The following is a 16,973-nucleotide window of genomic DNA, read 5'->3' on the forward strand; positions in this document are numbered from 1 at the left end:
GTCCGCCGCGAGCGGGGCCGTGTGTCCTGCTCCTGCGCGCTCGCAGGGCCCTCGCACGGCCGTGCGCGACGGACGCACGGTCACCACACTAGGCCGCGGAGGGCTGCTACGGGCAGCGCTCTCCATCTCTTGCCCGAATGCGACCCGGCCACCCGTAACGATCTGGTATGCGCCGAACGGGTGAGCTTCCAGGGCTCGCTGGCGCCCCGTCGGGGACGGTCCCGGGGCTGTCGCCGGGACCGTCCGCGCCGCTCGCGTCGGCTACTCCGCGGCGGGCTCCTCGACCGGCTGGGCGGCCTCCCGAGCGGCTTCGGGCCCTTGTTCGAGCAGCACGGCGAAGCCGTCCTCGTCCAGAACCGGAACCTTCAGCTGGACCGCCTTGTCGTACTTGGAGCCCGGGTTGTCCCCGACGACGACGAAGGAGGTCTTCTTCGAAACGGAACCGGTGACCTTGGCTCCTCGGGTTTGCAGCGACTCTTTCGCGCCATCCCTGGTGAACTTCTCCAGGGTGCCGGTGACCACCACGGTCAGACCTTCGAGCGGCCGCGGGCCCTGCTCCTCGCCCGCGCCCTCGTCCTCCAGGGTCACTCCGGCCGCCCGCCACTTGCGGACGATCTCGCGGTGCCACTCCTCCTCGAACCACTGCTTGACGGCGGTGGCGATGATGGCGCCGACCCCGTCGACCGCCGCCAGCTCCTCCTCGGTGGCCTGCTCGATGCGCTCCAGGGAGCGGAACTCGCGGGCCAGCGCCTCGGCGGCGACCGGGCCGACGTGACGGATCGACAGCCCGTTGAGGAAGCGGGCCAGCGGCCGTGTCTTCGCGGCGGCGATGTTCTCCAGCATCGACAGGGCGTTCTTCTTCGGCTCGCCCTTCTGGTTGGCGAAGACGGCGACGACCTTCTCCTCGCCGGTCTTCGGGTCGCGCTTGGGCAGTCCGCTGTCGGGGTCGAGGACGTACGCCCGGATCGGCAGCAGCTGCTCGATGGTGAGGTCGAAGAGGTCGCCCTCGTCGGTCAGCGCGGGCTCGGCGGGCTCCAGCGGGCGGGTGAGCGCCGCCGCGGCGACCATGCCGAAGTTCTCGATGTCCAGGCACTGGCGGCCGGCCAGGAAGAACACCCGCTCGCGCAGCTGGGCGGGACAGGTCCGCGCGTTGGGGCAGCGCAGATCGATGTCGCCTTCCTTCATGGGCTTCAGCGGGGTGCCGCATTCGGGACACTCGGCGGGCATCACGAACTCCCGCTCGGTGCCGTCCCGCAGGTCGGCGACCGGGCCGAGGATCTCCGGGATGACGTCACCGGCCTTGCGCAGCACCACGGTGTCGCCGATGAGCACGCCCTTGGCCTTCACCACCTCCTGGTTGTGGAGGGTGGCGAACTCGACCTCGGACCCGGCCACGGTGACCGGCTCCACCTGCGCGTACGGCGTGACGCGGCCGGTGCGGCCGACGCCCACCTTGATGTCGACGAGCTTGGTGTTGACCTCTTCCGGCGCGTACTTCCAGGCGATGGCCCAGCGCGGCGCGCGGGCGGTGGAGCCGAGCCTGCCCTGGAGCGGGATCTCGTCGAGCTTGACGACGACGCCGTCGATCTCGTGCTCCACGGAGTGGCGGTTCTCGCCGAAGTGGGCGATGAACGCGCGGACTTCGTCGAGGGTGTCGACGACCCTGTTGTGCTGGGCGGTGGGCAGGCCCCACTCGCGCAGCAGCCCGTACGCCTCGGAGAGCCGGGCGATGTCGAAGCCCTCGCGGGCGCCGATGCCGTGGACCACCATGTGCAGCGGGCGGCTCGCGGTGACCCGCGGGTCCTTCTGGCGCAGCGAACCGGCCGCCGCGTTGCGCGGGTTGGCGAAGGGCTTGTCCCCGGCCTCGACCAGGCGCGCGTTGAGCCCTTCGAACGCCTCCATCGGGAAGTAGACCTCGCCGCGGATCTCGACGAGGTCCGGGACGCGCTCGCCGTGCAGCCGCTCGGGGATGTCGGCGATGGTGCGCACGTTGGGCGTGATGTCCTCGCCGGTGCGGCCGTCGCCGCGGGTGGCGGCGCGGGTCAGCCTGCCGTGCTCGTAGGTGAGGTTGACGGCGAGGCCGTCGACCTTCAGCTCGCACAGGAAGTGGTGGTCGGGGGTGCCGACGTCACGGGCGACGCGCTCGGCCCAGGCCGACAGCTCCTCGTCGTCGAAGGCGTTGTCGAGCGACAGCATCCGCTCGCGGTGCTCGACGGAGGTGAACTCCGTCTCGTACGACCCGGCGACCTTCTGGGTCGGCGAGTCGGGCGTGCGCAGCTCGGGATACCGCTCCTCCAGGGCCTCCAGGGCCCGCAGGAGCTTGTCGAACTCCGCGTCGCTGACGACCGGCTGGTCCTTCACGTAGTACCGGAAGCGGTGCTCCTCGACCTGCTCCGCGAGCTCGGCGTGCTGCTCCCGCGCCTCGGCGGGTGCCCCCTGTTCGACTGCCACCGTTTCCTGTCCTCCCGTAGCCCTGAACCCGGTCACTCTGGGTTGTCCGCGAGCGATCTCGCCGCCCGCGCGCAGTGGGCGAGTGCCTTGCGCGCGTAGTCCGGTGAGGCGCCCGCGAGACCGCAGGTCGGAGTGATCACCACGGACTCGGCGAGAGTCCCCGGATTCAGCCCCAGCCTGCGCCACAGCGTCCTGACACCCATGACGCTACCTCCCGGGTCTGACAATGCCCCCGAGGCCGGGTCGGTGGACGGCACCACACCGGCGAAGAGCTTCGTGCCGGCCTCCACGGCCTCGCCGATCGGCTCCTCGTCACGTTCGGTGAGCAGGCCGAAGTCGAACGACACCCCGGCCGCCCCGGCCCTGCGGAGCAGCGCGAACGGGACGCCGGGCGCGCAGGAGTGGACCACGACGGGGCCGTCGTGGACGGCGATCACGTCGCGCAGCGCGCTCTCCACGACCTGCCGGTCGACGGCCCGGTGGGTGCGGTAGCCGCTGGCGGTACGGATCCGGCCGAGCAGCACGGAGGTCAGCGAGGGTTCGTCGAGCTGGAGCACGATCCGGGCGCCGGGCACCCGCTTGCGGACGTCGGCGAGGTGCAGCCGGAGTCCTTCGGCGAGCGATCCGGTCAGGTCGCGGCAGGCGCCGGGGTCGCCGAGCGCGGCCTCGCCGCCGCGCAGTTCCAGGGCGGCGGCCAGCGTCCACGGCCCGACCGCCTGCACCTTGAGCGGCCCCTCGTACCCCTGGGTGAACTCCTCAAGGGCGTCGAGGTCCTCGCGGAGCCAGGACACGGCCCGCTTGGTGTCGCGGCCCGGCCGGTCGCCGATCCGCCAGCCGCTGGGCTCCACGCGCGCGTACAGCTCGACGAGCATCCCGGTGGTCCGCCCGATCATGTCGGCGCCGGGTCCGCGGGCGGGCAGTTCGGCGAGGAACGGGAAGTCCTCGAAGGATCCGGTGACCGTCCGCGCGGCCTCCCGGGCGTCGCCGCCGGGCATGGACCCGACCCCGGTGGCGGACCCCCACGGGAAGGGTCCTGGCTCGCGCTCTTCGGTGCTGTCGCTGGTGTTGTCGCTCACTCACGGAAGCGTACGTGGCGCGCGGTCCAGGGTCGCGCGGGTGGCCTCGGTGACGGGATGGCCGGGTCCGAGGACGCGGACGCGGGCGTCGAGGACGGCCGCGAGTTCGGCGCGGGCGAGCGGCGCGGGCAGCAGCACGGCCCGGTTGAAGCGGGCGGTGAGGGTGTCGGGGTGCTCGGGTCCGAGGATCCGGGTGCGGACCTCGGCGATGGTGGTGAGTTCGGCGAGGGCGGCGGCCGGATCGCCGAGCACGCGCAGCATGATGGCCCGGTTCTCGCGGGTGGTGAGGGTGTCCGGGTGGTCCTGGCCGAGGGTGCGGGCCTCGCTCTCGCACACGGCGTCCAGTTCGGCGAGCGCCTGCCGGACCCGGCCGAGCAGGGCGAGGTTCATGGCCAGGTTGTGACGGCTGTGCAGGGTCCGCCAGTCGTCGGGGCCGAAGTGCCGGAGCCGGGCGGCGAGGACGGCGGCGTTCTCGTCGTGGGAGGCGACGGGCTCGCCGCACATCTGGAGCGCGATGGCCCGTTCGTGGCGGACCTCCAGGGTGAACGGGTCGTCCGCGCCGAGGTCGCCCGCGCATTCCTCGGCGAGCGCGGTGAGCAGGCCGAGGGCGGGCCCGCCCTGGGACAGCGCGGCCAGGCCCATGCCTTCCTGGAGCCGGGCCCGGCGGGCGGTGTGGTGGCCGCCGGGCAGGTCGCGGGCGGTGCCGTCGCGGACCATGGCCGCCGCCTCGGCGGCCGCCGTCATCAGGCCGCGCGCGGCGAGCGAGCGGACGGCGAGCAGCGCCCCGTCCCAGACCGGTGCGGGGGTGCCGGGGGTCAGGGCGTCGAGGAGGTGCGGGACGAGCAGCGGCCACAGCGGGGTGCGTTCCTCCGGCTCCTCCGCGGCGAGCGCCGCCTGGGCCGACAGGGTCTCGCGGGCACCGCGGTGGGCGTCCCGTACCAGTGGGTGCACGGTCACCACCGGTTCGGCGGCGGGGTCGGCCCGGGTGTCGGCGGCGAGCGCGGCGAGGCCGATCCGGTCGAGGGCCTTGAGGCAGTCCCACAGCTCCCCCGGCGGGAGCTTGATCCGCTCCGGGTCGAGCACCCGCAGCGGCACGGGCGCGTCGGCGAAGCCCGCGAGGAGCCGCAGCACCTCCCCCACGCGCGCGTGGCCGCGGTCGACGAGCAGCCGCAGCGACATCGCCCAGATCCGGGCGAGGGTGCCGTCGCCGTCGACGGTGAGGTCGCCCGTACCGAGGGCGTCGAGATAGCCGGTGTACGTGGCGGGCTCGCCGGGTCCGCGCAGGAAGGCGGGGCGTTCGGCGACGGAGGCGAGATAGCGCCCGGCGCTGTCGAGGGCGAGCGGCAGGCCGCCGAGGCGGGCGGCGAGCCGTTCGGCGTCGGCGGCCGGGCCCGCGGTGTCGCCCGCGCGGTCGGCGAGGGCGTCGGCGGCGGCGGGTCCGGGGAGCGCGCCGAGCGGGTGGAGCACGGGCCCGGCGCCCCAGGCGGCCGGGTCGCCGTCCCGGGTGGTGACGAGGACGAGGCCGGTGGCCCCGGCGGGCGCGCGGACCCGGCCGGTGCCTTCGGCGAGGGAGCCCGGCCCGTCGAGCAGGGCGAGGTCGTCGGCGTTGTCGACGACGAGCAGCCAGCGGCCGGGCAGGGCGGCGAGCCGCTGCCACAGCAGGTCGACGGCGCCACCGGCGGCCAGTTCGTCCTCGCGCAGCCCGAGCCGCCGGGCGACCGCCCGCAGCCCGCCCGCGAGCCGCCCGTCGTCCTGCGCCGCCACCCACCACACGGGCGCGCCCGCGCGCGCGTGGGCGTCGGCGGCCGCCAGGGCGAGGCTGGTCTTGCCGACGCCGCCGAGGCCGTGCAGGACATGGGTGCCGGTGGCGGTCGCGAGGGCGGCGAGCAGCTCCGCGCGGCCCCGCAGCGGGGTGCCGCGCCGCCCGAACGGCGGGGCGACGGTCACCTCGTCGGCGGGCGGCGGGGCCTGCTGTACCACCAGGTGGTCGATGCGCCCGGCCTGGACGACGGTCCCCTGGGTGCCGCCGGTGATCGAGTTCCCCCCGTGCACGGCCGGGGCCCGTCAGCGGCCGGGGCGGACCGAGAGGTCGTTGACCTCGGCGTCGCGGGGCAGGTCGAGCGCCATGACGAGGGCGGTGGCGACCGACTCGGGGTCGATCCAGCGCTCGGGGTCGTACTCCTTGCCCTCCTGCTGGTGCACCTTGGCCTGCATGGGGCTCGCGGTGCGCCCCGGGTAGACCGAGGTGACCCGGACGCCGTTGTCGTGCTCCTCGTGGCGCAGCGCGTCGGCGAGCGCCTTGAGGCCGTGCTTGGAGGCGGCGTACGCGCCCCACTCGCCGTGCGCGGTGAGCCCGGCGCCCGAGTTCACGAACACCACGTGGCCCTTGGCGAGGCGCAGTTGCGGAAGGAGGTGCCGGGTCAGCTCGGCGGGGGCGACGAGGTTGACGTTGAGCTGGTGGTGCCAGGTCTTCGGGGTGAGGTCGCCGACCGCGCCGAGGTCGATGACGCCCGCGATGTGCAGCAGGCTGTCGACCCGCTCGGGCATGGTCTGGTGCGAGAAGGCCCACGACAGCCGGTCCGGGTCGGCGAGGTCCCCGACGAGCGTCCGCGCCCCGGGGAACTCCGCCGCCAGCTCCTTGGCCCGCGCCGCGTCCCGCGCGTGCAGCACCAGCTCGTCCCCGCGCGCGTGCAGCCGCCGCGCGACGGCGGCGCCGATGCCGGATCCGGCCCCGGTGATCACATGAGTAGACATGCGCCCCATCGTCTCAGTTCTCAGGGGAGGGGGGTGGCGCTTGACCAGAAGTCGGAGCGGACGTTCGGCACCGGCCGCGGGCGCGCACTCAGTTCGGGGCGCGGGCCTGACTCAGTGCAGGACGGCCCGCTCCAGGTGCGCCAGGGCCTCGGCGCCGTCGTCCGCGAAGGTGACCAGGTCGGCCAGCGGGCGGGGCAGGAAGCCCTCGTCCTCCATGCGCTGGAACTGGACCTTCAGGCCGTCGTAGAAGCCGTCGGTGTTGAGGAGGACGACCGGCTTGTCGTGCTTGCCGTGCTTCTTCAGCTCCAGGATCTCGGTGGCCTCGTCGAGGGTCCCCGTACCGCCGACCATGATCACGATCGCGTCGGACTTGGCGAGCAGCAGCGCCTTGCGCTCGGCGAGGTCCCCGGCGACGACCATCTCGTCGGCGACCGGGCGGGCCTTCGCGGCGAGGAAGTCGACCGAGACGCCGACCAGCCGGCCGCCCGCGTCGGCGACGCCGTCCGCGACGACCTTCATCAGACCGGTGTCCGAGCCGCCCCAGACGAGCGTGTGGCCCGCCTTGCCGAGGCGAATGGCGAAGTCGCGGGCCGGGGTGGTGTAGCGCGCGTCGAGGTCGGCGGCGGAGAGGAAGACGCAGATGTTCATGGCCCCACGGTAGGCCCTGGGCCCGGCGGCGCCCCGGACGGGGCCCGGGTCGGAGCCGGGGGTCGGGGCCGGTGCGGAGACCGGCGCGAGAATTTTTCGGAAGTTCCGTCCGGGAGCGATGAGTTCCGGGGGCCGCGCCGGTCTGACCTGCCATGGACGAGGTGAACACCATGCCGCCCGGGGTCCGGGGCCTGGTCAGGGCGGCGGACGGGACCCGGATCGGGTACCAGCGGTACGGGGCGGGGCCCCCGGTCATCCTGGTCGGCGGGGCGCCGGGCGCCGAGGGTGGCGAGCCCGCCCTCGTCGGGCTGCTGGCCCGGAGCTTCTCGGTGGTCGCGTACGAGCGGCGGGCCGGGAGCGACCGTACGGCCGACATCGGCGACCTGGCCGCGCTGGTCGCGGAGCTGGGCGCGGCGGGCGGCGGGTCCGTCGCCCTGCACGGCACCGCCTCCGGCGGGGTGCTCGCGCTCGCCGCGGCGGCGGCCGGGGTGCCGGTCGGACCGGTCTCGGTGTTCGAACCGCCCTACCCGGACGACGCCGCCGACCAGCTCCGCCGGGTCCACGCGCGCGTGCTGGTGGTCGACGGCGGCTCCAGCCCCTCGCCGGTCCGGCGCGCGGCCCGCTCGGTCGCGGCGGCCGTCCCCCGGGGCCGCCACCGCACCCTCACCGGCCAGATCCGCCCGGTGGCCCCGCACGTCCTCGCCCCGGTCCTCGCGGACTTCCTGACCGAGGAGACCGAGATCCTGTCCGTCGGCGTCTGAAGGTGCCCGGGACCTAAGCGGGCTGCCGCTCCGGCGCGGGCGCCGCGCGGCGTACCGTCGCCGCGATGGTCGCCGAGCCGACCACCCGGGTGCCGTCGTACAGGACGATCGCCTGGCCCGGCGCCACACCACGGACCGGCTCGTCGAAGGTCACGGTCAGCTCGCCGTCCACGAGGGCGGCGCTGACCGGGGTCTCGCCGCCGTGGGCGCGCAGCTGGGCGGTGTAGCGGCCCGGGCCCTCGGGCGCGGTGCCGCACCAGCGGGGCTTGATCGCGGTCAGTCCCGTGACGTCCAGGGCCTCCGCCGGGCCCACGGTGACCGTGTTGTTCACCGGGGAGATGTCCAGGACGTAGCGCGGCTTGCCGTCGGCGGCCGGGTGGCCGATCCGCAGGCCCTTGCGCTGGCCGATGGTGAAGCCGTACGCGCCCTCGTGGGTGCCGATCTTCGTACCGGCCTCGTCGACGATGTCGCCCTCGGCCCGGCCGAGGCGGGTGGCCAGGAAGCCCTGGGTGTCGCCGTCGGCGATGAAGCAGATGTCGTGGCTGTCGGGCTTCTTCGCGACCGCGAGGCCGCGCCGCTCCGCCTCCGCCCGGATCTCGTCCTTGGTGGTGAGGGTGTCGCCGAGCGGGAACATGGCGTGCGCCAGCTGCTTCTCGTCGAGCACGCCGAGCACGTACGACTGGTCCTTGGCCATGTCGGAGGCGCGGTGCAGCTCGCGGGCGCCGTCCTCGGTCAGGACCACCGTCGCGTAGTGGCCGGTGCAGACGGCGTCGAAGCCGAGCGCGAGGGCCTTGTCGAGCAGCGCCGCGAACTTGATCTTCTCGTTGCAGCGCAGGCACGGGTTGGGCGTGCGGCCCGCCTCGTACTCGGCGACGAAGTCGTCCACGACGTCCTCGCGGAACCGCTCGGCGAGGTCCCACACGTAGAACGGGATGCCGATCACGTCGGCGGCCCGGCGGGCGTCCCGCGAGTCCTCGATGGTGCAGCAGCCGCGCGCGCCGGTACGGAACGACTGCGGGTTGGCGGACAGGGCCAGGTGCACGCCCGTGACGTCGTGGCCGGCCTCCACCGCGCGGGCGGCGGCGACGGCGGAGTCGACGCCGCCGGACATGGCGGCGAGAACCCGGAGGGGTCGGACGGGCGGGTGCTGCGGCGAGGTCTCAGTCATAGCCCTACCAGGGTACGGGGCGCGGGGAACCACGGTCGCGGGAGTAAGCGTTCTCGATCACATGGGGAACAAGGGGACCGGTACGGGCAAGGCCAAGAGCACGGGCAAGGGCGGGAGCGGCGGCAAGGGCAAGAGCACCGGCAAGAGCGGCGACAAGGCCAAAGGCGGGCCCGGGCGGCGGGCGGTGCTGATCGGCGGGGCCGCCGTCGGCGTCGGCACGGTCGTCGTCGCCCATGACGCCCTCGCCCGGCTGTGGTGGCGGCTGCCCGGCATGCAGAAGAAGCGGGTCGAGGGCGAGCTCGACCACAAGGGCGCCGAGTGGACGGCGGCGTCCCGGGCGAACCTGCGGCGCGCCGACCGCCCCGACGACTACGTGGTCGACCGGATAGTGATCCACGTCGTGCAGGGCAGCTACGCCTCCGCGCTGCGCGTCTTCAAGGACCCCGGGCACGGCGCCGCCGCCCACTACGTGGTCCGCAAGGACGGGCACGTCGCCCAGCTGGTGCGCGAGCTCGACGTGGCCTTCCACGCCGGGAACCGGTCCATGAACGAGCGCAGCATAGGCATCGAGCACGAGGGCTTCGTGGACCGCCCGCAGGACTTCACGCCCGCGATGTACGAGGCGTCCGCCCGCCTCAGCGCCGACATCTGCAAGCGGTACGGGATACCCGTCGACCGGGAGCACATCATCGGGCACGTGGAGGTGCCGGGCACCGACCACACCGACCCGGGGCCGCACTGGGACTGGCCCCGGTACCTCAAGCTGGTCCGGGCGGCCCGTACCAAGCTGGGCTGAGCCGCCGCGACGAGCCCCCTTCCGGACCCGTCAGCTCAGTCCGGCGGTCCTCGCCCGGTCCACGGCCGGGCCGATGGCCTCGGCGACGGCCTTCACGTCGTCCTCGGTGGACGTGTGCCCGAGCGTGAAGCGCAGCGTGCCGCGCGCCAGGTCGGGGTCGGCGCCGGTGGCGAGCAGCACATGGCTGGGCTGGGCGATGCCCGCCGTGCAGGCGGAGCCGGTGGAGCATTCGATGCCCGCCGCGTCGAGCAGCAGCAGCAGCGAGTCGCCCTCGCAGCCGGGGAAGGTGAAGTGGGCGTTGGCCGGGAGCCGGTCGACCGGGTCGCCGCCGAGCAGGGCGTCGGGGACGGCGGCGCGGACGGCCGCGACCAGGTCGTCGCGGAGCGCGCCGACGGTACGGGCGAACTCCTCGCGGCCGTCGGCGGCGAGCCGTCCGGCCACCGCGAACGCGGCGATGGCGGGCACGTCGAGGGTGCCGGAGCGGACGTGCCGCTCCTGGCCGCCGCCGTGCAGCACCGGGACCGGGGTGTGCTCACGGCCGAGGAGCAGCGCGCCGATGCCGTACGGGCCGCCGATCTTGTGTCCGGAGACGGTCATGGCGGCGAGGCCGGAGGCGGCGAAGTCGACCGGAATCTGACCGACGGCCTGGACCGCGTCGGCGTGCAGCGGCACCCCGTACTCGGCGGCGACGTCGGCGAGTTCCCGGACCGGCATGATCGTGCCGATCTCGTTGTTGGCCCACATGACGGTGGCCAGGGCGACCGAGTCGGGGTCGCGGGCGACGGCCGCGCGCAGCGCGTCCGGGTGCACCCGGCCGTAGCCGTCGACCGGCAGGTACTCGACGGTGGCGCCCTCGTGCTCGGCGAGCCAGTCGACCGCGTCGAGCACGGCGTGGTGCTCGACGGGGCTGGCGAGCACCCGGGTGCGGCGCGGGTCGGCGGCCCTGCGGGACCAGTACAGGCCCTTCACGGCGAGGTTGTCGGCCTCGGTGCCGCCCGAGGTGAACACGACCTCGGAGGGCCGGGCGCCGAGGGCGCCCGCGAGGGTCTCCCGGGCCTCCTCGACGGTCCGCCGGGCACGGCGGCCGGCGGCGTGCAGCGAGGAGGCGTTGCCCGTGACGGCGAGCTGGGCGGTCATCGCCTCGATCGCCTCGGGAAGCATGGGCGTGGTCGCGGCGTGGTCGAGGTAAGCCATGGTGGGAACGATTCTACGAGGCGGCCCGCGCGGGGCGAGGAGGCGGCCGGTTTCCGCCGTCCCGCGCGGTGCGCCGAGGGGTCGCCCGGGGTCCGGCGCGCGCCCCCTCGGACCCGGGCCCGGCCCCGTACCCCGGCCCTGAACTCGGCGGCGCACCCCGCCCGCAGACTCAGTGCCCCCGGCCTCAGCCGCGCGGTGCCCGCGCCAGCTGCCGCGACTGGGCGACCAGCCGGTCGGCGGAGTCCCAGACCTCGGCGTCCTCCTCCAGGAAGCCGCCCGCGAGGTTGCGGGTGGTGATGGCGACGCGCAGCGGGCCGGGGGCCGGGCGGCAGCGGATGTGGGTGGTGAGCTCGACCGTGGGGGTCCAGCCCTTGAGGCCGAGCTCGAAGGAGGTCGGCGGCAGCGCGTCGACGGTCAGGAGCAGCGACAGCGGGTCGGGCTCGCGGCCGTCGGCGAGCGCGAACCAGCCGCGCATCTCGCCCTTGCCGGAGGGCGCGCCGACCGCCCAGCCGACGGTGGCCGGGTCGAGCCGGATGTCGAGCCGCTCGGTGATGGCCGAGGAGCCGGGGATCGCCGGGGCCGGGCCGTCGGACGAGCCGAGGCAGCGGTCGAGCGGCGCGATCGCGGGCGGGGTCGCCGAGGTGCGCACGTCGTCGGGGAGGGCGTCGAGGTCGCCGTACGAGGCGAGCACCCGGATCCGTTCCACCTCGGTGCCGTCCTCGGCGTACTGGAAGAGGGACGCCTGGCCGGTGGAGAGGGTGCGGCCGGTGCGCACGGTCTCGGCGCGGACGACGGCGGGCCCCGGCACCGACGGCGTCAGGTAGTGCGCCGAGATGGTGAAGGGGTGGGGGTGCGGCAGGTGGTCGCCGAGCACGCGGCCGAGCAGCGCGAGCAGATAGCCGCCGTTCACCGCGTGGATGATGGTCCAGCCCGCCGAGAGCTCGGCGTCGTACACGCCGGGCGCGCGCCGGGTCACCGCGGTGTCCCGGTCGAATTCGCTGAGGCCGGTGGCTTCGATGCTGCTGGTGCTCATACCGGCGACGGTACCGGATCCTGGCCGAATTCAGCTACTAAGCGGTAGCTTTTTCTTCGGTCCTGGTCTCGGGTTCCTCCCGCGCCGACGACCGCCGGTTCCAGGCCCTCGGCGCCCGCCAGTGGTAGCGCATCGCGAGCAGCCGCAGCACGAACGCGGTCAGCACCGCGAGGGCGCTGGTGTAGGCGTTGAGGATGTCGAAACGGATGCACAGCACGACCATCGCCGCGCCCACGATCGCCGGGACCGCGTACAGGTCCCGGTCCCAGCGCAGCAGCGACGGCACCTCGTTGGCGAGCACGTCCCGGATCACACCGCCGCCGACGGCGGTGGCCAGGCCGAGCGCGGCCGACGAGGTGAGGCCGAGCCCGTAGTCGTACGCCTTGGTCGTCCCGGTCACGCAGAACAGGCCGAGGCCCGCCGCGTCGAAGACGTTGACCGCGGTCTGGGTCCGCTCGACCTCCGGGTGGAGGAAGAACACCAGGACGGTCGCGATCAGCGGCATCAGGAAGTAGCCGAGATCGGTGAAGGCTGCGGGCGGCACCGCGCCGATGATGAGGTCGCGGAAGATACCGCCGCCGAGGGCCGTGACCTCGGCGAGCACGGCGATGCCGAAGACGTCGAAGTTCTTGCGGACGGCGAGCAGCGCGCCGGAGATCGCGAAGACGAAGATGCCGACGAGATCGAGCGCGTGCTGGACGGAGGGGTTGAACAGATCGTGGAGCACCGAACCATTGTCCCGGTTCCGCGCCCCCGCGCCCGTGAGGCCCCGCTGCCGGGTGGCGGCGGGGCCTCACGCGTATCCGTATCCCGAGGATTCCGTCGGTACGGACGATTCCGTCGGTACGGACTCCCGTACTCATGTACGGACTCCGGCTCTACGACTCCGCGGGCGCCTCGCCCTGCGCCGGTACGGCGGCGGGCTCGGCCGCGGCCTCAGCCTCCGGCTTCGCGTCCGGCACGGCGTCCGCCGGGACCGGCCCCTCCCCCGCCCTCGTGATCGTCCCCGCCGCGATCTCCCGGGCGTAGTGGCAGGCCACCTTGTGGCCGCCGCCGACGTCCGTCAGCTCCGGCCGGTCCGTCGCGCAGCGCGTCTCCTGCTTCCACGGGCAGCGGGTGTGGAAGCGGCAGCCGGCCGGCGGGTTCGCCGGGGACGGCAGGTCGCCGTGGAGCAGGATGCGCTCGCGCCGGTCCTCGACCTCCGGGTCCGGCACCGGGACCGCCGACATCAGCGCCTTGGTGTACGGGTGCATCGGCTCCGCGTACAGCGCGTCGCTCGGCGCCTCCTCGACCAGTGAGCCGAGGTACATCACGCCGATGACGTCCGAGATGTGCCGGACCACCGCGAGGTCGTGGGCGATGACCAGATAGGTCAGGCCCATCGACTCCTGGAGCTCCTCCAGGAGGTTGATCACCTGGGCCTGGATGGAGACGTCGAGCGCGGAGACCGGCTCGTCGCAGATGATCACGTCCGGCTCCAGGACGAGCGCGCGGGCGATGCCGATGCGCTGGCGCTGGCCGCCGGAGAACTCGTGCGGGTAGCGGGAGAGGGCGTTGCCGGGCAGGCCGACCTTCGCCAGGATCTCCTTGATCTTCTCGCGGCGCTCGTCCTGGTTCGCGCCGATGCCGTGCGCGGCCATGCCCTCGCTGAGGATGGACTCGATGTTCTGCCGCGGGTTGAGGCTGCCCAGCGGGTCCTGGAAGACCATCTGGAGGCGGCGGCGGAACGACCGCAGGTCCTTCTCGGAGAGCTTCGCGATGTCGGTGCCGTCGAGCACCACCGAGCCCTCGGTGACGTCGACGAGCCGCAGCACCGCGCGGCCGAGCGTCGTCTTGCCGCAGCCGGACTCGCCGACCAGGCCGTACGTCTGACCCGCCTCGACCGACAGCGAGATGCCGTCGACCGCGTACACGTGCCCGACCGTGCGGTCGAAGAGGATGCCCTTCTTGACGGGGAAGTGGACCTTCACCCCGTCGAGTTCCAGCAGGCTCATGCCGGGACCTCCGTCGTGGCCAGGACCGGGTTGACGCAGCGGGCACGGTGTCCGGCCGAGCGGGGTTCGGTCAGTGCGGGCGTGCCGGTCAGGCACTCCATCTCGTACCGGTCGCAGCGCGGCGCGAAGGCACAGCCGTCGGTCCAGGCGATCTGGTCGTTGATGGACCCGCGGATCGGGTGCAGGGACTCGCCGCGCGGGGCGTCGAGCCGGGGGATGGAGCCGAGCAGCCCGTGGGTGTACGGGTGGGTCGGGTGCGCGAACAGCTCGCGGCGCGGGGCCGATTCGACGACCTTGCCCGCGTACAGCACGTTGACCTCGTCGCACAGGCCCGCGACCACCCCCAGGTCGTGGGTGATCATCAGGAGCGCGGTGCCCTCCTGGTCGACCAGTTCCTTGAGGAGTTCGAGGATCTGGGCCTGGATGGTGACGTCGAGCGCGGTGGTCGGCTCGTCGGCGATCAGCAGGCGGGGGGCGCAGGCCACCGCCATGGCGATGAGCGCGCGCTGCCGCATGCCGCCGGACAGCTGGTGCGGGTACTCCTTGAGGCGCCGGTCCGGGTCCGGGATGCCGACCCGGTCGAGCAGGTGGGCGGCCTCCTTGCGGGCGGCCTCGCCCTTCAGGCCGCGGTGCCGCTTCAGGATCTCGGTGACCTGGATGCCGATCGGGATGACCGGGTTCAGCGAGGACAGCGGGTCCTGGAAGATCATCGCCAGGTCCCGGCCGCGCAGGTCGCGCATCTTCGACGGGCTCAGCGACAGCAGGTCGGTGCCGTCGAGGTCGGCGCGGCCGCCGAGGGTGACGCCCTTGGCGGGCAGCAGCCCCATCAGGGCGAGCGAGGTCACGGACTTGCCGCAGCCCGACTCGCCGACCAGGCCGACGACCTGGCCCTGGTCGACGCTGAAGGAGACGCCGTTGACCGCCCGGACGTCCTTGCGGCCGCGGCCGCCGAAGGTGACGGTCAGTTCGTCCACGGTGAGCAGTGGCATGACATCAACCTCGCAGCTTCGGGTCGAGGGCTTCGCGCATGGCCTCGCCGAGCAGGGTGAAGCCGAGGGCCGTGATGATGATGGCGACCGCCGGATACATGGACATCATGGGCGCGTTGTCGAAGAAGCGCTGCGCCTGGGAGAGCATCACGCCCCATTCGGGGACCGCCGGGTCGGGGTTGCCGAGGCCGAGGTAGGACAGCGCGGCGGCCTCGATGATGGCGGTGGCGAGGCTGAGGGTGGCCTGGACGATCACCGGGCTCAGTGAGTTGGGCATGATCTGGGTGAGCACGATGCGCCGCTTGCGGATGCCGAGCGAGCGGGCCGCGAGGACGTAGTCGGCGCTGCCCTGGGCGAGCATCGAGCCGCGAAGGAGCCGGGCGAAGACCGGGACCTGCACCACGCCGACGGCGATCATGACGGTGCTGAGCGACTGGCCCATCACGGCGGCGATGGACACCGCGAGGAGCAGCGAGGGCAGCGCCAGCATGATGTCGGTGAAGCGCATGATGACGTCGTCGAGGCGGGCGCCGGCCCGGCCGCCGAGGGTGGCGGCGGCGCCGGACACGGTGCCGATGACGGCTCCGGCGATCAGGCCGATGAGCATGGAGACCACGCCGACCAGGAGCGTCTGGCGGGCGCCGACCAGCATCCGGGAGAACACGTCCCGGCCGAGGTGGTCGAGGCCGAACCAGTTCTCGCCGCGGGCGCCGACGAACTGGCCCCGGTTGGAGAAGACTTCGCCGCGCCAGGTCTGTTCGGCGGGGCCGTACGGGGCGATCCACGGGCCGATGACGGCGATCAGCACGAAGAGGCCGATGACGACCGCGCCGATGATGGCCATCTTGTTGTGGCGCAGCCGGCGCATGGCCTCGCGCCACAGGCTGGCGCCGGTGGTGGACTCGGTCTTCGCGGTGAGCGCGGCGAGCCGGTCGATCTTCGACGTGTTGGGGGTTATCAGGCTCATCAGTGCACCCGCACCCTCGGATCGATGACGCTGTAGAGAAGGTCCACGAGCATGTTGATCAGCACGTAGATGAGTGCGATGAACATGATGAAGCCGACGAGGACCGGGTAGTCGCGGGCGTCGATGGCGGTGCGGATGAAGGAGCCGATGCCGCCGAAGGAGAACACCGACTCGGTGAGCACGGCGCCGGAGAGCAGGCTGCCGGTGAGCAGGCCGACGGCGGTGACGACGGGGAGCATCGCGTTGCGCAGGATGTGGCGGCCGCGGACGACCCGCCGCTCCAGGCCCTTGGACTCGGCGGTGCGGACGTAGTCCTCGCCGATGACCTCCAGGACGCTGGCGCGGGTCATCCGGACGATGACGGCGAGCGGGATGGAGGAGAGCGCGACGGCGGGCAGCACCAGGTGCTGCAACGCGTCCCAGGTGGCGTCGAGTTCGCCGGTGAGCAGTCCGTCGAGGGTGGCGAAGCCGGTGACGCTGGTGGCGTCGACGCCGGTGGACATCCGGCCGAAGGTGGGGAAGATGCCGAGCTGGACGGCGAAGACGCCCTTGAGGAGCAGCGCGAGGAAGAAGATCGGGAAGCAGATGCCGAGCAGTGAGCCGGACACCGAGGCCACGTCGATCCAGCTGCCGCGCCTGCGGGCCGCGAGGTAGCCGAGCGGGATGCCGACGACGACGGCGATGAGCATGGCGGCGACGCTGAGTTCCACGGTGGCCGGGAAGCGCAGCGTGAACTCGTCCCAGACCGGCTGGCCGGTCTGCACCGAGGTGCCGAGGTCGAGGTTGACGAGCCGCTTGAGGAAGCGTCCGTACTGGACGTAGAGCGGCTGGTCGAGACCCAGCGCGCGGTTGATCTGTGCCACGTCGGCTTCGGTCGCCCGCTCGCCCAGGATCGCTGAGGCGGGTCCGCCGGGCAGTCGGTTCAGCCAGATGAACAGCAGGACCGACAGGCCGAGCAGGGTGGGTATGAGCTGGAGAAGTCGTCGTACGACGAGTCGCAACACCCCGCGTGCCCCTTTCTTGCGTTGGTACGGAGGTGGGATGCGAAGCCGCCCGGCCACGCGATCTCGGTGGCCGGGCGGACCTCGGGAGTTCCTTCCGGGTGACCTGTCCGGGTTACTTGTCCGGGTTACCTGAAGGAG

15 protein-coding genes are annotated in these 16,973 nt (G+C 73.3%); 2 read left to right on the plus strand and 13 right to left on the minus strand.

Annotated elements, in window-relative coordinates; all coding sequences use genetic code 11:
• Positions 1-261: 261 nt before the first annotated feature.
• The 5 genes from ligA to ACIPXM_RS24005 all read right to left on the minus strand — a co-directional run bounded on the left by ligA (position 262) and on the right by ACIPXM_RS24005 (position 6,929).
• A complete protein-coding gene (gene ligA / locus ACIPXM_RS23985) occupies positions 262-2,451 on the minus strand; it encodes an NAD-dependent DNA ligase LigA (protein WP_401658706.1) in 2,190 nt (729 codons plus the stop codon).
• Positions 2,452-2,483: 32 nt separating this feature from the next.
• The gene (locus ACIPXM_RS23990; protein ID WP_401658708.1) at positions 2,484-3,527 is read right to left on the minus strand and encodes a methionine synthase; all 1,044 of its coding nucleotides are present in this window, start codon (positions 3,525-3,527) and stop codon (positions 2,484-2,486) included.
• Positions 3,528-5,579: a tetratricopeptide repeat protein gene (locus ACIPXM_RS23995; RefSeq protein ID WP_401658711.1), complete on the minus strand. Its 2,052-nt coding sequence runs from the start codon at positions 5,577-5,579 to the stop codon at positions 3,528-3,530.
• Between the two features lie 12 nt (positions 5,580-5,591).
• On the minus strand, positions 5,592-6,290 hold the full coding sequence (locus tag ACIPXM_RS24000) for an SDR family oxidoreductase (RefSeq protein ID WP_401658714.1): 699 nt from the start codon (positions 6,288-6,290) through the stop codon (positions 5,592-5,594).
• A 102-nt stretch (positions 6,291-6,392) separates the two neighbouring features.
• On the minus strand, positions 6,393-6,929 hold the full coding sequence (locus ACIPXM_RS24005; RefSeq protein WP_401658717.1) for a TIGR00730 family Rossman fold protein: 537 nt from the start codon (positions 6,927-6,929) through the stop codon (positions 6,393-6,395).
• 170 nt (positions 6,930-7,099) lie between these two features.
• Here ACIPXM_RS24005 and ACIPXM_RS24010 point away from each other — a divergent pair, with 170 nt between their 5' ends.
• Positions 7,100-7,690 (plus strand): alpha/beta hydrolase, encoded by a 591-nt coding sequence (locus tag ACIPXM_RS24010; RefSeq protein WP_401659171.1) that lies wholly within the window; start codon positions 7,100-7,102, stop codon positions 7,688-7,690.
• A gap of 13 nt (positions 7,691-7,703) precedes the next feature.
• On the opposite strand, the gene mnmA is transcribed toward ACIPXM_RS24010, so the two are convergent.
• Positions 7,704-8,858: a tRNA 2-thiouridine(34) synthase MnmA gene (mnmA, locus tag ACIPXM_RS24015; protein WP_401658720.1), complete on the minus strand. Its 1,155-nt coding sequence runs from the start codon at positions 8,856-8,858 to the stop codon at positions 7,704-7,706.
• A 61-nt stretch (positions 8,859-8,919) separates the two neighbouring features.
• Between mnmA and ACIPXM_RS24020 the strand changes: the two genes are divergently transcribed.
• On the plus strand, positions 8,920-9,654 hold the full coding sequence (locus tag ACIPXM_RS24020; RefSeq protein WP_401658723.1) for an N-acetylmuramoyl-L-alanine amidase: 735 nt from the start codon (positions 8,920-8,922) through the stop codon (positions 9,652-9,654).
• 30 nt (positions 9,655-9,684) lie between these two features.
• On the opposite strand, the gene ACIPXM_RS24025 is transcribed toward ACIPXM_RS24020, so the two are convergent.
• From ACIPXM_RS24025 to ACIPXM_RS24055, 7 genes are all read right to left on the minus strand, one after another.
• Positions 9,685-10,848, minus strand: coding sequence for a cysteine desulfurase family protein (locus tag ACIPXM_RS24025; RefSeq protein WP_401658726.1), 1,164 nt, complete (start codon positions 10,846-10,848; stop codon positions 9,685-9,687).
• A 184-nt stretch (positions 10,849-11,032) separates the two neighbouring features.
• The gene (locus tag ACIPXM_RS24030; RefSeq protein ID WP_401658728.1) at positions 11,033-11,881 is read right to left on the minus strand and encodes a thioesterase family protein; all 849 of its coding nucleotides are present in this window, start codon (positions 11,879-11,881) and stop codon (positions 11,033-11,035) included.
• A gap of 37 nt (positions 11,882-11,918) precedes the next feature.
• Positions 11,919-12,608, minus strand: coding sequence for a trimeric intracellular cation channel family protein (locus tag ACIPXM_RS24035; protein ID WP_401658730.1), 690 nt, complete (start codon positions 12,606-12,608; stop codon positions 11,919-11,921).
• 151 nt (positions 12,609-12,759) lie between these two features.
• Positions 12,760-13,875, minus strand: coding sequence for an ABC transporter ATP-binding protein (locus ACIPXM_RS24040; RefSeq protein WP_401658733.1), 1,116 nt, complete (start codon positions 13,873-13,875; stop codon positions 12,760-12,762).
• The gene (locus ACIPXM_RS24045; RefSeq protein ID WP_401658736.1) at positions 13,872-14,864 is read right to left on the minus strand and encodes an ABC transporter ATP-binding protein; all 993 of its coding nucleotides are present in this window, start codon (positions 14,862-14,864) and stop codon (positions 13,872-13,874) included. The genes ACIPXM_RS24040 and ACIPXM_RS24045 overlap by 4 nt, the downstream gene beginning before the upstream one ends.
• 4 nt (positions 14,865-14,868) lie before the next feature.
• Positions 14,869-15,831: an ABC transporter permease gene (locus tag ACIPXM_RS24050; RefSeq protein ID WP_401658738.1), complete on the minus strand. Its 963-nt coding sequence runs from the start codon at positions 15,829-15,831 to the stop codon at positions 14,869-14,871.
• Positions 15,831-16,835, minus strand: coding sequence for an ABC transporter permease (locus tag ACIPXM_RS24055; RefSeq protein WP_401658741.1), 1,005 nt, complete (start codon positions 16,833-16,835; stop codon positions 15,831-15,833). Before ACIPXM_RS24055 ends, ACIPXM_RS24050 begins: the two co-directional genes overlap by 1 nt.
• Between the last annotated feature and the right edge of the window lie 138 nt (positions 16,836-16,973).

Source organism: Streptomyces sp. NPDC090025 (assembly GCF_044748125.1).
GTDB lineage: Bacteria > Actinomycetota > Actinomycetes > Streptomycetales > Streptomycetaceae > Streptomyces.